The sequence below is a fragment of the Caballeronia sp. EK genome (assembly GCF_014384845.1).
GTDB classification, from domain to species: Bacteria; Pseudomonadota; Gammaproteobacteria; order Burkholderiales; family Burkholderiaceae; genus Caballeronia; species Caballeronia jiangsuensis.
Genome location: NZ_JACSUE010000005.1, coordinates 612,295 through 627,310, shown reverse-complemented (window position 1 = coordinate 627,310; position 15,016 = coordinate 612,295). Strand labels below are relative to the sequence as shown.

General features: G+C 61.8%; 11 protein-coding genes and 1 rRNA gene. 10 read left to right on the top strand and 2 right to left on the bottom strand.

Going from position 1 to position 15,016, the window contains the following annotated elements:
- Positions 1 to 38 precede the first annotated feature (38 nt).
- Positions 39 to 152 (top strand): 5S ribosomal RNA (gene rrf / locus IAG25_RS18445).
- 119 nt (positions 153 to 271) lie between these two features.
- Here the strand turns inward: rrf and IAG25_RS18440 are convergent.
- On the bottom strand, positions 272 to 1,462 hold the full coding sequence (locus IAG25_RS18440) for a M20 aminoacylase family protein (RefSeq protein WP_187606113.1): 1,191 nt from the start codon (positions 1,460 to 1,462) through the stop codon (positions 272 to 274).
- Between the two features lie 160 nt (positions 1,463 to 1,622).
- Between IAG25_RS18440 and IAG25_RS18435 the strand changes: the two genes are divergently transcribed.
- Entirely contained in the window at positions 1,623 to 3,704 is a 2,082-nt protein-coding gene (locus IAG25_RS18435) for a molybdopterin-containing oxidoreductase family protein (protein ID WP_187606112.1), read from the top strand.
- Positions 3,705 to 3,832: 128 nt separating this feature from the next.
- Positions 3,833 to 5,506, top strand: coding sequence for a long-chain fatty acid--CoA ligase (locus tag IAG25_RS18430; protein ID WP_187606111.1), 1,674 nt, complete (start codon positions 3,833 to 3,835; stop codon positions 5,504 to 5,506).
- 157 nt (positions 5,507 to 5,663) lie between these two features.
- Here the strand turns inward: IAG25_RS18430 and IAG25_RS18425 are convergent, their stop codons facing one another.
- A complete protein-coding gene (locus IAG25_RS18425; RefSeq protein WP_187606110.1) occupies positions 5,664 to 6,839 on the bottom strand; it encodes a porin in 1,176 nt (391 codons plus the stop codon).
- 556 nt (positions 6,840 to 7,395) lie between these two features.
- Between IAG25_RS18425 and coq7 the strand changes: the two genes are divergently transcribed.
- From coq7 to IAG25_RS18390, 7 genes are all read left to right on the top strand, one after another.
- Complete coding sequence (coq7, locus tag IAG25_RS18420; RefSeq protein WP_187606144.1) at positions 7,396 to 8,052, top strand: 2-polyprenyl-3-methyl-6-methoxy-1,4-benzoquinone monooxygenase; 657 nt, start codon at positions 7,396 to 7,398, stop codon at positions 8,050 to 8,052.
- Positions 8,053 to 8,442: 390 nt separating this feature from the next.
- A complete protein-coding gene (gene mraZ, locus IAG25_RS18415) occupies positions 8,443 to 8,871 on the top strand; it encodes a division/cell wall cluster transcriptional repressor MraZ (protein ID WP_035510172.1) in 429 nt (142 codons plus the stop codon).
- Between the two features lie 16 nt (positions 8,872 to 8,887).
- A complete protein-coding gene (gene rsmH / locus IAG25_RS18410; RefSeq protein ID WP_187606109.1) occupies positions 8,888 to 9,838 on the top strand; it encodes a 16S rRNA (cytosine(1402)-N(4))-methyltransferase RsmH in 951 nt (316 codons plus the stop codon).
- Positions 9,835 to 10,179, top strand: coding sequence for a cell division protein FtsL (ftsL, locus tag IAG25_RS18405; protein ID WP_187606108.1), 345 nt, complete (start codon positions 9,835 to 9,837; stop codon positions 10,177 to 10,179). Before rsmH ends, ftsL begins: the two co-directional genes overlap by 4 nt.
- Positions 10,176 to 12,032, top strand: a complete 1,857-nt coding sequence (locus IAG25_RS18400; protein ID WP_187606107.1) for a peptidoglycan D,D-transpeptidase FtsI family protein — start codon at positions 10,176 to 10,178, stop codon at positions 12,030 to 12,032. The genes ftsL and IAG25_RS18400 overlap by 4 nt, the downstream gene beginning before the upstream one ends.
- Positions 12,029 to 13,573, top strand: coding sequence for a UDP-N-acetylmuramoyl-L-alanyl-D-glutamate--2,6-diaminopimelate ligase (locus IAG25_RS18395; RefSeq protein WP_187606106.1), 1,545 nt, complete (start codon positions 12,029 to 12,031; stop codon positions 13,571 to 13,573). The genes IAG25_RS18400 and IAG25_RS18395 overlap by 4 nt, the downstream gene beginning before the upstream one ends.
- Complete coding sequence (locus IAG25_RS18390; RefSeq protein ID WP_187606105.1) at positions 13,570 to 15,000, top strand: UDP-N-acetylmuramoyl-tripeptide--D-alanyl-D-alanine ligase; 1,431 nt, start codon at positions 13,570 to 13,572, stop codon at positions 14,998 to 15,000. The genes IAG25_RS18395 and IAG25_RS18390 overlap by 4 nt, the downstream gene beginning before the upstream one ends.
- Positions 15,001 to 15,016 lie beyond the last annotated feature (16 nt).

Genomic DNA, 15,016 nt, shown 5'->3' with positions numbered 1-15,016 from the left:
GTTGTAGCGCCCCACAGGCGATACAACAACAAGTCATGCCTGATGACCATAGCGAGTCGGTACCACCCCTTCCCATCCCGAACAGGACCGTGAAACGACTCCACGCCGATGATAGTGCGGATCACCCGTGTGAAAGTAGGTAATCGTCAGGCTCCTCATGCCGAAAACAAAAACCCCACCCCATAAAAGTGGGGTTTTTGCGTTGGAGCGGCGAATTTGGCAGCGCGACGCTCCAACGCGAAGAGCGACGGCTCTTCGCCGCCGCTGCTCATCAACGAGCCATGAATCGCTCTACCAAACGCACCCAATACGACGATCCGACGGACAGCAGATCGTCGTTGAAGTCATAACTGGCGTTATGCAGCATACATGGGCCGGCGCCATGTCCTCTCTCGCGATGTCCACCATCGCCATTACCTAAGAACGCGTAGCATCCGGGCCTCTCGAGAAGCATGAACGAGAAGTCTTCCGCGCCCATCGTGGGTTCGACGGCGTTGTCGACCTTATCTTGTCCTACGACTTCGGCCATGACTTCCGCCGCGAATCTCGTCTCTTTAGCTGCGTTGATCGTCGGTGGATAGTTTCTGTTGAAGTGCAGTTTCACCTCGCAATCGTACGCCGCAGCAGTTGCTTCGACGATTTTGCGCATGCGCTCTTCGATCAGATCGAGCGTTGCAACGGTGAAGGTGCGCACAGTGCCGCCGAGCCACGCCTGATCGGGCACCACGTTCGCTGCTTCCCCAGCATGAATCTGGGTGATGGAAAGCACCGCCGTATCGATCGGCTTTTTGTTTCGCGTGATGATGCTCTGAAGTCCGTTTGCAATCTGAACCGCCGTAAAGACCGGATCGCGTCCGTTATGCGGCAAGGCTGCGTGTGAACCAGTTCCGCGAACCGTGATGCGAAACTCGTTGCTAGAGGCCATGATCGGACCTTCGACCACGCCAAAACTGCCGGCGGGCATGCCGGGCCAGTTGTGAATGCCGAACACAGCATCGACTGGAAATCGCTTGAATAGACCATCCTCGATCATTGCTTTCGCGCCCGCACCGCCTTCTTCGGCCGGCTGAAAAATGAAAACGACGGTCCCTTCGAACTTGCTGTGCTCGGCGAGATGTTTCGCGGCGCCAAGCAGCATCGCGGTGTGACCATCGTGACCGCATGCATGCATGCGGCCCTCGTTCGTCGATCGATGTCCGAACGTATTGAGTTCCTGAATGGGCAACGCATCCATGTCCGCGCGCAGCCCGATCGATGCGCCGCCAGTTCCGCGCTTCAGTACTCCGACGACCCCCGTCTTTCCCAATCCCCGATGCACCTCAATTCCCCAACGTTCGAGGCTCTCGGCCACTATTTTCGCGGTGCCGACCTCTTCATAGCGCAATTCGGGATGGGCATGGATCGTTCGTCGGAGCGTTTTGATTTCGTCGTGTGATGCTTCGATTTCTGGGATCAGATTCATTTGAACCGCTCTCACGTTTGAATTCGGATCGCGCTTATTGAACGCGTTAGTCGCTCCATTCTACGCCGCCACTATTTGCGGCATCGGACGGTCGATCGCATAGCGGCCGTAATAGAATTCCGTCATCTGCCGCCTTTCGTTCTGATTTACCGGACTTCCAATGAACGCTCCAGCCGAGTTCGCCCGAGCCGTATGCCCACACGATTGCCCCGATACCTGCGCGATGCGCGTAACGGTCAGAGACGGCAAAGCGATCAAAATCAGCGGCGATCCGGATCATCCTCCGACGCAGGGCGTGCTTTGCACGAAGGTCGCCCGATACGCCGAGCGTACACATCACAAAGATCGGCTTCTGACGCCGCTGCGGCGAATCGGTAAGAAGGGCGAGGGCCGCTTTGAGCCGATCACGTGGGATGAGGCACTGCAACTCGCCGCCGAACGCCTGAAGCCGATCGCGCAGCGGGCGCCCGAAGCCATCGTTCCATACAGTTACGCGGGAACGATGGGCCTGGTGCAGGGAGAAAGCGTCGCTGCTCGATTTTTCAACGTGCTGGGGGCGTCACGACTCGAGCGCACCATTTGCGCCGCCGCGGGTGCGGCTGGCCTGCGTTACACGTACGGCGCCAGCCTCGGCATGCACGCGGAGTTCTACGAAGAGAGCGAACTTATCCTGATCTGGGGAGCGAATCCGATCGCGTCGAGCCTGCATTTCTGGACGCGCGCGCAAGAAGCGAAGCGTCGCGGAGCAAAGCTGATCGCGATCGATCCCTACAAGTCGCTCACGGCGGAAAAGTGTCATCAGCACGTCGCGCTGCGCCCGGGCACCGATGCCGCGCTCGCGCTCGGCATGATCGACGTGCTGATCCGCGAGAATTTCATCGACCATGAATATGTAAGCGCGCATACGGTCGGCTTCGAAGAACTTGCGGCGCGGGCGGCGCAGTATCCGCCTTCGCGGGTTGCGCAGATATGCGGCATCGAAGAGAACGTCGTCGTGGAACTCGCTCGCGCTTTCGGATCGACGAAAAAGGCTGCGATCCGGCTCAACTACGGCATGCAGCGCGTGCGCGGTGGCGGCAACGCGGTCCGCGCAATTGCCTGCTTGCCCTCATTGACCGGCGCGTGGCGCGAACGCGCCGGTGGCTTGCTGCTTTCTTCGTCAGGCTGGACGCCGGTCAACGGCAGTGCGCTGGAGCGTCCGGACTTGCTGCCCGGTTGGCCTTCGAAATTGCCACGTGCGATCAACATGAATGCGATCGGCGATGCGCTGCTCCATCCTGGTGACGAGAAGTTCGGCCCCAAAATCGAAGCGCTGATCGTGTACAACTCGAATCCTGTCGCGGTGGCGCCCGACTCGGCGAAGGTCGAGGCGGGCTTCGCGCGCGAGGATTTGTTCACGATCGTGCTTGAGCACTTTCAGACCGATACCGCCGATTACGCCGACCTGATCTTCCCCGCGACGACGCAACTAGAACATCTGGACGTCCACAAGTCGTACGGTCATACCCATGTAATGGCCAATCTTCCGGCGATCCAACCCGTCGGCGAAGCGCGTCCGAACACTGAAATATTCCGCGGCCTCGCCCGCGCGATGGATCTCACCGAACCCGCGCTTTTCGAAACTGATGAGCAGATCGCGTCGAAAGCTTTCCGCTGGGACGACAAAACACTCGAGGGCCAGAGCTGGGACAAGCTGAAGGAGTCCGGCTGGCTGAAGCTCGACATCGCCGACGCGCCACTGGCCGAGGGCGCGTTCCGCACGCCATCCGGAAAATGCGAGTTCTACAGCGAACGCCTGAAACTCGAAGGCCTCGATCCTCTGCCGGACTACCTGCCTCCGTACGAATCCGCGGACGGCTCGCCGGAACTGGCGGCTCGTTATCCGCTCGCGATGATCTCTCCGCCCGCCCGCAACTTCCTGAACAGCAGTTTCGTGAACATCGAGAGCCTGCGCGCGGCGGAACGCGAACCTCATCTTGATATTCATCCTGTCGATGCAGAAGCGCGAGGCGTCGTCGATGGCGCGCTGGTGCGCATCTTCAACGATCGCGGCTCGATGCAGGCCCGCGCGCGCGTGACGGACCGCGCGCGCGAAGGCGTCGTCGTCGGGTTGTCGATCTGGTGGAAGAAGTTGTCGCCGGATGGCTGCAACGCGAATCAGGTGACAAGTCAGGCGTTGACCGACCTCGGAGGCTCCGCGACCTTCTACGATTGCCTCGTCGAAGTCGAGCAGTTGGATTGACGTGCATCGGACGAGCAAACTCGAACGGGTCTGGTGTATGGCGTCTAACCCAGTTGTCGGAGGCTTGGCGAAAAGCTACGATCTCGCTTCCGCACGACCATTCTAAAATCATATAAAGGAGACGCCGTATGGAGAAACCCTGGTTGCAGTCTTACCCGGCCGGCGTGCCTGCGTCCATCGATGCCTCCGCGTATCGGTCGGTTTCCGAGTTGCTCGAGGATAGTTTTCGCAAGAATCGCGATCGCCGCGCGTTCGTGTGCATGGGCCAGGCGATTACATACGCCGAGCTCGACGCAATGTCGAGAAAGCTGGCCGCGTGGTTCCAGCAGCGGGGAATGAAGCCCGGCGCACGCGTCGCGCTGATGATGCCGAACGTCCTGCAATATCCAGTCGCGATCGCGGCCGTGCTGCGCGCCGGCTATATCGTCGTCAACGTCAATCCGCTTTACACGCCGCGCGAGCTCGAGCATCAACTCAAGGACAGCGGCGCGGAAGCGATCGTCATTCTGGAGAACTTCGCCGGCACGCTGCAGGCCGTCGTCAAGAACACCGCAATCAAACATGTTGTCGTCGCGTCGATGGGCGATCTCATGGGCTTGAAGGGGCTGTTGGTCAACTTCGTCGTCCGTCGCGTGAAGAAGATGGTGCCCGAGTGGAGCCTGCCCGGCAGCATTCGCTTCAACGATGCGATCGACCAGGGCGGCCGCATCACGCTCCAGCCTGTCAGCCAGAGCCCTGACGACGTCGCGTTCCTGCAGTACACAGGCGGCACGACGGGCGTCGCGAAGGGCGCGACGCTTACGCATCGCAATATCATCGCGAACACGCTGCAGTCCGAAGTCTGGCTCGATCCGGCACGCAAGCGCCGCCCCGACATCGACCAGTTCGTTTGCGTGGTCGCGCTGCCGCTGTATCACATCTTCGCGCTGACGGTGTGCGGGATGCTGACGATCCGGACTGGTGGCCTGGGCGTGCTGATCCCGAATCCGCGCGATATCGCCGGGACCATCAAGGAATTGAAGGGCATTCCCATCAACACGTTCCCGGCGGTGAACACGCTCTACAACGCGCTGCTGAATCATCCCGATTTCGGCAAGCTCGATTTCTCCAAACTCATCGCGGCGAACGGCGGAGGCATGGCGGTTCAGGAGGCCGTCGCAAAACGCTGGTTTGCCGCGACCGGTGTGCCGATCATCGAGGGTTATGGCCTGTCCGAGACTTCGCCGTGCGTGACCTGCAATCCGGTGACCGCGACCGAATATACGGGGACGATCGGCTTGCCGCTTCCATCGACGGAAGTCTCCATCCGCGACGATGACAACCGCGAAGTGCCGCTCGGCCAACCCGGCGAAATCTGCATTCGCGGGCCGCAGGTGATGGCGGGCTACTGGAACCGTCCCGACGAAACGGCGAAGGTGATGACGCACGACGGCTTTTTCCGCTCGGGCGATGTGGGCGTGCTGGACGAGCGCGGCTACGTGAAGATCGTCGATCGCAAGAAGGACATGATCCTCGTGTCGGGATTCAACGTGTATCCGAACGAAGTCGAGGATGTCGTCGCCATGTTGCCGGGCGTGTTCGAAGTCGCCGCGGTCGGGGTGAAGGACCAGGCGTCCGGCGAGGCGGTGAAGCTATTCATCGTGCGCAAGGATCTGAGCCTGACGGAAGCCGACGTCATCGCATTCTGCAAGGAGCGGCTCACCGGCTACAAACGCCCGCGCATGATCGAATTCCGCGACGAGTTGCCGAAGAGCAATGTCGGCAAGATTCTGCGACGCGAATTGCGCGACGGCCGCGCGTAGCGTTCGAATCGTCCGAAGCGAAAAAGCCATCGTGTCGTGAGACGCGATGGCTTTTTTGTTGGGCGCGCGCGACGCGCCGATGCGCAATGTCGCGGTCCCGAACGAAAAAAAGGCGCCCGAAGGCGCCTTTCAGAGGATACCGCTTTGTTACGACTTATTAGAACTTGTGACGGATACCGACAACAGCAGCAACCTGGTTCGACGTCGACGACGGCGACAGACCGTTGATGTTTGCAACCGCCGTGCGGTTCGTCGAGTCCGTGCCGCTTGCGTGCTGATAGATACCGTCGATGTACACGTCGGTGCGCTTCGACAGGAAGTAGTCGGCGCCGAGCATGCCTTGATGGTACTTGGCATCGGTCAGGCCGTAACCCTTCGTGTAGTCGTATGCGACGCCGAGCAGCAGGGCCGGGGTCAGCTGATACTTGAAGTTGATTTCGGCGTTGTGGAACTTGCCCGAGCCGCCCGTGAAGCCAGCCGGGTTCAGGCCAGCGCCTGCTTCGTTGTTGACGTCCTTGAACTGCGTGTTGCTATACGTTGCGCCGATGGTCGCTGCGCCGAACGTGTAAGCACCGCCAGCCGAGATGACTTGCTGCGTCTTGGCCGATGCGAAGCCCGAGTACACGCGGCTCGTCATGTTCGAAGCCGTAGGCGTCGTGGCTGCGTTGCGGCTCGTCGCGTTGTTGCCGAAGAACGAGTAGTTCGGATCCTTGACGTTCAAGTAGCCCGCGCCCAATTGCAGGGGACCTTGCGAGTAGCCGAGACCAACCGACCAGATCTGGTTGCGGTTGAACTGACCAGCCTGGCCGCCGAGGCTATACAGGCCGCCGAACGTGAAGCCGGCGTAGTTTGCGCTCGTGTACTTGACCGCGTTGTTCACGCGATTCGAGTTGTTCATGTTGTCCAGGTCGCCCGGGTGCGCGCCGAAGTACGACGCCCACTGGCTACCGACTTCGAATGCGCCGGTGTAGTCAACCACGGAGTCGTACTGGCGACCCAGGGTGACCGTGCCGAATTGCGCCGTCGACAGACCGACATAAGCCTGACGGCCGAACATGTCGCCGCCTTGGCCCAGCTGACCGTTGAACACGTTGAAGCCGTTTTCCAACACGAAGATGGCCTTCAGACCGCCACCGAGGTCTTCCGTGCCGCGCAGGCCCCAACGGCTACCTTGCAGGTTGCCGCTGTTCATTGCATACAGCTTCTGGCCGTTGCTGTTGTTGTTGTAGGCGAAGCCTGCGTCGATGATGCCGTACAGCGTCACGCTGCTCTGCGCATGTGCGGCGCCTGCGAATGCGCCCAATGCGGCGAGAGCGAGAAGCGACTTTTTCATTGAATAGATCTCCAGGGAGTGTTTGCGACTTTGTGGCAAGGTCACTGTTCTAGCGCCAGTGTGTTGACGGTCCCTGCCGGGCTTCTAAATTGAAGTTGAGACGTAATGTAACAAAGAGACTTTGGCGGACAAAGGAAAAGGGGGTGATCCGCCGGACTAATGTGACGTTTACGCAACAGCGCTAAAATGTTGGTTTTGCAGGAGTTTTGCGACTCGTGTTTGCCCTAATTACCAAAACTGGTGCTTGCGAAGGGGCGATTTGGGTGCAGTTGCGTGGGCGGAAAGTGCTTCGTCAAAATTTGTCGGCACGCTGAACCGCGATGCATTCGCAACGGTTTCCATCAAGAAACCTGCACGATCTCCAGACTGCCGCAAACCTGTTCTGGCAAGCCTGGGCGGCGTCGCGGCCTGTCGATGTGCGCTAGAATCCGCGTTTTCCCTCGCATGCTCGCTCGGCCATTGGTCGCAGCACGAAATCAGTTTCGACGAGCCTGCGACTACGGTTTGCCGCAACGTGCAAACGCCGTGACCACGGACTATGAAGAGAGGTGACAACATGACGCTCGATGAAGTCATCAGCGAGTTCGATCGAGGCTTGCGCTCCATGACCGGCGTAAGTCGCATGTCGCGGCCGATTCCCGAATCGACGATCTCCGGCTCCGACCTGCAAGGCGGAGATCTCGCCGAAGAATCGCAACTCACCGAGAAAGAGCGCGCTCATTCGGCCGGCTTGATGCGTGTGAACCACGTGGGGGAAGTCTGCGCACAGGCGCTTTATCAGGCGCAAAAGCTCGCCACGAACTCGCCCGAGCTCAAGGCGGGCTTCGAGCGAGCGGCTCGCGAGGAAGAAGATCATCTCGCGTGGACGTCGACGCGGCTGAAGGATCTGGAGTCGCGGCCAAGCTTGCTGAACCCGCTGTGGTACGCGGGCGCGCTCGCGATCGGTTTCGTCGCGGGCCGCTTTGGCGATCGCGCGAGTCTCGGCTTCATGGCTGAAACCGAGCGTCAGGTCGAGCAGCATCTCGATGGCCACATGAAGACGCTGCCGGCGAACGATCACGCGTCGCGCGCGATCGTCGAGCAGATGCGTCTCGATGAAAGCGCGCACGCCGCCGCGGCGATCGGCGCGGGTGGAAGCGAAGTGCCGTTTCCGGTTCGCGCGCTGATGCGCGCGGCTTCCAAAGTGATGACCGGCACGGCCTATTACATATAGAGCATTGAACGCCTCGACCGATCGCGCAGCCGGTCGGCCCGAGGCGCATCCCGCCGGAACCCGACAGCAGACCACGAAACGGCTCGAAGAACCGTTACATTTCCCTCATTTCGCCTGCTCATTTCACGTACTACCTTCACATCCCGCACTAGCTCTCTAATTCATAACGGTTTTCTCTTTCACCGTCACTTCAAGCTCCCGCGCTAAGTCCTTGTTCTAGCGAATAAAAAGCACTCGAAAAAAAGTTACGCGTCTTGACCGAGGAAATGCGTTCCTCTAAAGTGGGAGACAGTGTGAGAAAGTGGTCTTTTGTGTGATTCAGAAGCCATTTTCGAGCAAAACTGGGTGGGACGGGCGTCAGGGTGGGCGTCCGAAACGGGGAGAGGGTGAGTGTTCCAAGGGGCGTCGGCGCTGACGCTCGATGCGAAAGGACGGATGTCGGTTCCGTCTCGCTATCGGGAAGCGCTGCAAGGGCAGGCAGAAGGCCGGGTGACGCTCACGAAGAGCCCGGATGGATGCCTGTTGCTCTTTCCTCGCCCGGAGTGGGAAGTCTTTCGCGCCAAGGTCGCCGCGCTTCCGATGGAAGCCATGTGGTGGCGGCGCATCTTTCTCGGTAATGCAATGGATGTCGAACTCGACAGCGCCGGGCGCGTGCTGGTCTCGCCCGAGCTGCGCGCTGCCGCGTCGCTGGAAAAAGAAGTGACCTTGCTCGGCATGGGCGCGCACTTCGAGTTGTGGGATTCGCAGACATACGCGGCGAAGGAAGCAGCGGCGATGGCGCAGGGCATGCCCGACGCGCTGAAGAATTTCACTTTCTGACGCGGCGCTGAAGAACATGGCGAAGTCGGGAAATGAGCTGCAGCACCGGACGGTGTTGCTGAACGAAGCGGTGGACGGGCTGATCACGCGCACGGATGGCATCTATATAGATGGCACGTTCGGGCGCGGCGGTCATAGTCGGGCGATCTTGCAGCAGTTGGGGGAAGCGGGGCAGCTCATCGCCTTCGACAAGGATCCTCTTGCAATCGCCACGGCGCAACAGATTCAAGACTCGCGTTTTTCGATCGTGCACGACAGCTTCGCGGCGTTGCGCGATGCGGCGAGCGAGCGTGGGATCGGGCGGGTGTCGGGCGTGTTGCTGGATCTTGGCGTGTCGTCGCCGCAGGTGGACGACCCGGAGCGCGGCTTCAGCTTCCGCGCAGAAGGTCCGCTCGACATGAGGATGGATCCGACTCGCGGCGAGTCGGCGGCTGAGTGGCTCGCACGGGCCACGGTGCAGGAAATCACGGAGGTCATCAGAGATTATGGGGAAGAACGGTTTGCTTTTCAGATTGCAAAGGCGCTTGTTGCTCGCCGGGCAGAGTCCGACCGTCTTGGGCCTCTCGACAGCACGAGCGAGCTTGCCGAAATCGTGGGTCACGTCGTCAAAACCCGTGAAAAGGGCAAGGACCCGGCAACTCGCACCTTTCAGGCTATACGGATTCACGTCAATCAAGAGCTTGCGGAGCTGCAGGTAGTACTTGAGTCGGCATTGGCATTGTTGGAGCAAGGGGGGCGGCTGGTCGTGATCAGCTTTCATTCACTCGAAGACCGGATCGTCAAGCGGTTCATGCAGGCGCACGCGAACGCGCCGGCGGTGGATCGTCGCTTGCCGATCCGTGCGGTCGATCTTCCCAGCCCGCCGCTGCGCGTGGTGGGACGCGTGTTTCCGAGTGATGCCGAAGTCGCCGACAATCCGCGCGCGCGGTCCGCTGTGATGCGTATCGCTGAGCGGATCGCGCCATGAACCGTCTCAATATCTTCCTGCTGATCATCGTGCTCGGGTGCGCGCTGTCGGTCGTCAGCTCCACCAATCAGCAGCGGGAGATATTCATCGACCTGCAGCGCGCGCAGTCGCACGAGCGTCAGCTTCAGCAGGATTACGCGCAGTTGCAGTATCAGCAGAGCGCGCTTTCGAAGACGTCGCGCATCGAGCAGTTGGCCACTAACTCACTGAAAATGCAGCCCGTGACGACCGGCCGCACGCAATATCTCACCTACGACACGGCGACCGGCAAGGCCGCCGACGCACCCATGCCGCCGCCGCTGCCGGCGTCGGCGCCGCCTGCCCGCGGAGCCAAGCGATGAAAAAATCCGCGAAGCAGAAAGACATCGCTCATACGCCGAACCCGCTTCTCGCCGTGCGCCTGCCGATGTGGCGCTCGAAGTTCGTCGTGTTCCTGCTCTTCATGGCGTTCGTCGCGCTCGCCGCACGCGCGTTCTGGATTCAGGGTCCGGGCAACGCGTTCTTCAAAAAGCAGGGCGAGAGCCGCTATCAGCGCACGCTCGAAATGCCGGCGACGCGCGGCCAGATCCGCGACCGCAACGGCCTCGTGCTCGCGACGAGCCTGCCGGTGAAGGCCATCTGGGCGATTCCCGAAGCCGTGCCGAACGATCTCGGCGCGGACAAATTCGCGCAATTGTCCAAGCTGCTCGAAATGCCGGAAAAAGAGCTGCGCGCGAAGCTCTCGATGGACAAGACCTTCGTCTACGTGAAGCGCCAGGTGTCGCTCGAAGTCGCGCAGAAAGTCGCCGCGCTCGATATTCCCGGCATTTATTCGCGCGGCGAATACAAGCGCTTCTATCCGGAAGGCGAAATCACCGCGCACCTGATCGGCTTTACTAATATTGAAGACAAGGGCCAGGAAGGCGTCGAACTCGGCGACCAGAACGTCCTCGCCGGCACGCCGGGCATGCGTCGCGTCATCAAGGACCGCATGGGCCACATCGTCGAGGACGTCGACGAGCAGGTCGTGCCGCACAACGGTACGGATGTCGAACTCTCGATCGACAGCAAGATTCAGTACATCGCGTACACGAACCTGAAGGCGGCCGTCGAGAAGTCGAAGGCGAAGGCAGGCGCGGCGATCGTGATCGACGTGAAAACGGGCGAGGTGCTCGCGCTCGTCAACTATCCCACTTACAACCCGAACGACCGCGCGCGCATGACGGGCGAGCAGTTGCGCAACCGCATTCTCACGGACACATTCGAGCCGGGCTCGATCATGAAGCCGTTCACCGTTTCGCTCGCGCTCGATCTGCACCGGGTGACGCCGAATACGCTCGTCGAAACGGGCGGCGGTGTCTTCGTGCTCGACGGCGCGCGCATCACGGACGATTCCGGGTTCGGCACGCTCACGGTCGGCGGCGTGATTCAGAAGTCGAGCAATATCGGCGCGACCAAAATTGCGATGCAATTGCGCCCCGAAGAAATGTGGAACATGTACACGAGCATCGGGCTCGGTCAGGCGCCGAAGGTCGGTTTCCCGGGCGCGGTGACGGGGCGTTTGCGGCCGTGGAAAAGCTGGAGGCGTATCGAGCAGGCGACGATGTCCTACGGTTACGGCTTGTCGGCGTCGCTGTTCCAGCTCGCGCGCGCGTACACGGCGATCGCCAACGACGGCACCATCCTGCCGGTTTCGATTTTCCGCACGCCCGGCGATCAGCCGCCAATCGGTCAGCAGGTGTTCGCGCCCACAACTGCGCGTCAAGTGCGCGCGATGCTCGAAACCGTGACGGCGAAGGGCGGCACGTCGCCGGATGCGGCCGTGCCGGGCTATCGCGTCGGCGGCAAGTCGGGCACGGCGTACAAGCACGGCGGTCACGGCTACGACCATTCGAAGTACCGCGCATCGTTCGTCGGCATGGGGCCGATGCCGAATCCGCGCATCGTCGTGGCGGTATCGGTCGACGAACCGACGGTCGGCAGCCACTTCGGCGGTCAGGTGTCGGGTCCGGTGTTCTCGGGCATCGTCGGCGATACCTTGCGCGCGCTCAACGTGCCGCCCGACATGCCGGTCAAGCAGATGGTCGTGACGGACGACTCGAATTCCGCAGCACAACCGGCCGCCCAGCAGCCGGCGAACAGAAACACCGCGAACACCGCGAAGAAAGTGGCGGTGTCGAGCAACACGAAGACGCACCCGGGAGTCGTGCGATGAGCGCGCAAGCCCGACAGAGCAAGATGCAAAAGGACGTATCACATGCCGTTCAATGGCTGCGCGCGCACGCGCAGCCCGAGGCGCAACTGCACGCCGACACGCGCTCGCTCAAAAGCGGCGACGTGTTCCTCGCCTATGCGGTCGACGGTGCGGACAACCGCCGGTATCTCGACGCCGCGCTCGCCGCGGGCGCGGCTGCGGCGCTGTATCAGCCGGAGAAGTTCGCGGGCAAGCCCGATGCATCGAAGACGCTCGCCGTGAAGGCGCTGAACGAGCTTGCGGGCCCGATCGCGTCCGCGTGGTACGGCGAGCCCACGGCATCGATGCTGACCGTCGGCGTGACGGGCACGAACGGAAAGACCTCGTGCAGCCAGTGGATCGCCACGGCGTTGACGGCGCTCGGCCGTCCGTGCGCGATCGTCGGAACGCTCGGCATCGGCATGCCGGGCAAGCTCGTGCATAGCGGTTTCACCACGCCCGACGCGCCGCAGTTGCAGCGCAATCTCGCGCAACTGAAGGTGCAGGGCGCGGAAGGTGTCGCGATGGAAGTGTCGTCGCATGCGCTGCATCAGGGCCGCGTGAATGGCGTCGATTTCGACATCGCCATTTTCACGAATCTCACGCAGGATCATCTCGACTATCACGTCACCTTCGACGCTTATGAAGCCGCGAAGGCGCGTCTCTTCTCGTGGCCGTCGCTCAAGACCGCGATCGTCAATCGCGACGATGCTGCGGGCCGACGTCTGATCGAATCGCTGCGCGGCAACGTGCGCACGATTGCCTACGGCGTCGAAATGCCCGTCGATGCCGTGCCGAGCGCCGACGCGATGCTGCTCGCGACGCAAGTCCGCGCGACCGCGACGGGCACCGCGTTTCATCTGTCGTCCGACTGGGGCGAGGCCGATGTCGAAGTGGGCACGCTCGGCACGTTCAACGTGAGCAATCTGCTTTCCGTGCTCGGCGTGCTGCTCGAAGTCGGCGTACCGTTTGCCGCCGCCATCGCGCGCATCGAGAAGCTCGAATCCGTCAACGGCCGTATGGAGCGTCTCGGCGGACGCGTTCAGAGCGATGAACCGCTCGTCGTGATCGACTACGCGCACACGCCCGATGCACTCGACAAAACGCTCAGCGCGCTGCGCCCGATCGCTCAGGCGCGCGGCGGCGAGCTCGTCTGCATGTTCGGCTGCGGCGGCGATCGCGATGCGACCAAGCGTCCGTTGATGGGCGCAATCGCGGAGCGCCTCGCTGATCAGGTCGTCATCACGAGCGACAACCCGCGCAGCGAAGACCCGCAAGCCATCATCGATCAGATCGCAATCGGCATGACCGATGCCGCCAAGGCACGCCGCATCGAAGACCGCGCGAGCGCGATCCTGCAGGCGATCCGCTCGGCGGCGCGCGAGGATGTCGTCGTGCTCGCGGGAAAAGGACACGAAGCGACGCAGGAAATCATGGGCAAGAAGCGCGCGTTCTCGGATCAGGATCACGCGAGGCTCGCACTTGCCGCACGCGCCACGCAACAGCGCGGAGGTGGCGAATGACGATGTTCACCTTGCGCGAAGCCGCCGCGATGATTCCCGGCGCCGTCCTGAAGGGCGAAGAAAACGTGGCCATCGAGCGCGTCGTCACGGACAGTCGCGGTGTTCAGGCCGGAGACCTGTTCGTCGCGGTGCGGGGCGATCGGTTCGATGCGCATGATTTCCTGGATCAGGTAGCGAAGAGCGGCGCGGCTGCGGCGCTCGTGTCACGCGACCCGAGCAACGTCGATGCCTGGTCGCTTCCTGTCATCAAGGTAAAGGACACGCGCGCCGCGCTCGGTGCGCTGGCGCACGGCTGGCGCAAGCGCTTCACGATGCCGCTCGTCGCTGTCACGGGCAGCAACGGCAAGACGACAGTCAAGGAGATGATCGCGTCGATTTTCGCGGCTGCGGTCGGCGAGGAATCGCGTCTCGCGACGGCTGGCAACTTCAATAACGACATCGGCTTGCCGCTCACGCTGTTCCGTCTGAATGCGTCGCACAAGCTCGCGGTGGTCGAGCTCGGCATGAATCATCCGGGCGAAACGGAAGCGCTCGGCAAGATCGCCGCGCCGGATGTGGCCGTCGTCAACAATGCGCAGCGCGAGCATCAGGAGTTCATGGCGACGGTCGAAGCGGTCGCGCTCGAACATGCGTCGGTGATTCACGCGATCGGCGAAACGGGGACCGCCGTGTTCCCCGCCGACGATCAATACGCCGTCTTCTGGCGCACGGCCGCGACGGACAACGCAATCATCGACTTCGCGCTGACGGACGACGCGTCGAAAGCAGCCGTCACCGGCACGCTCGAAGGCACGACGGTGCGCATGCAGACGCCGCAAGGCGCGCTCGACGTCGCGTTGAACGTGCTCGGCGAACACAACGCGCGCAATGCGATGGCCGCGACCGCAGCCGCGCTCGCCGCGGGCGTCTCGCTAGATGCGATCAAGCGCGGCCTCGAATCGTTTCAGCCGGTGAAGGGCCGCCTGCAGGTGAAGCGCGCGATCCTCGGCGCGCTCGCGGGCGCGACCGTCATCGACGACACGTACAACTCCAATCCCGATTCGATGCGCGCTGCAATTGACGTGCTCGCATCGCAGGCAGCGCCCCGCGTGCTCGTGATGGGCGACATGGGCGAGGTCGGCGAAGAAGGTCCGGCGTTTCATCGGGAAGTCGGCGCGTATGCAGCCGAGCGCGGCATCGATGCGCTCTTCGCGCTCGGCGCCGCCAGTGTCGATTCGGTGAACGCATTCAACGCGCAAGCATCGAAGCAAACCGCGCAGCATTTCGGTGACGTCACCGAAATGGTCGCAGCGCTCGAACGCGCAGGTTACGGCAACAACGCAACGTATCTCGCCAAAGGCTCGCGCTTCATGAAGATGGAGCGTGTGGTGGACGCCTTGACGACTCCACAACAACCCGCTGCGGGCAATGCGCCCGCGGCACATTGATTCACTGAAAGAGAAG

Bases quoted from the DNA above. Each gene is read 5' to 3' on its own strand.
- rsmH (WP_187606109.1), top strand. From the start codon at position 8,888: ATGGCGAAGTCGGGAAATGAGCTGCAGCACCGGACGGTGTTGCTGAAC.
- IAG25_RS18390 (WP_187606105.1), top strand. From the start codon at position 13,570: ATGACGATGTTCACCTTGCGCGAAGCCGCCGCGATGATTCCCGGCGCC.
- IAG25_RS18440 (WP_187606113.1), bottom strand. From the start codon at position 1,462: ATGAATCTGATCCCAGAAATCGAAGCATCACACGACGAAATCAAAACG.
- IAG25_RS18400 (WP_187606107.1), top strand. From the start codon at position 10,176: ATGAAAAAATCCGCGAAGCAGAAAGACATCGCTCATACGCCGAACCCG.
- ftsL (WP_187606108.1), top strand. From the start codon at position 9,835: ATGAACCGTCTCAATATCTTCCTGCTGATCATCGTGCTCGGGTGCGCG.
- IAG25_RS18395 (WP_187606106.1), top strand. From the start codon at position 12,029: ATGAGCGCGCAAGCCCGACAGAGCAAGATGCAAAAGGACGTATCACAT.
- IAG25_RS18425 (WP_187606110.1), bottom strand. From the start codon at position 6,839: ATGAAAAAGTCGCTTCTCGCTCTCGCCGCATTGGGCGCATTCGCAGGC.
- IAG25_RS18430 (WP_187606111.1), top strand. From the start codon at position 3,833: ATGGAGAAACCCTGGTTGCAGTCTTACCCGGCCGGCGTGCCTGCGTCC.
- coq7 (WP_187606144.1), top strand. From the start codon at position 7,396: ATGACGCTCGATGAAGTCATCAGCGAGTTCGATCGAGGCTTGCGCTCC.
- IAG25_RS18435 (WP_187606112.1), top strand. From the start codon at position 1,623: ATGAACGCTCCAGCCGAGTTCGCCCGAGCCGTATGCCCACACGATTGC.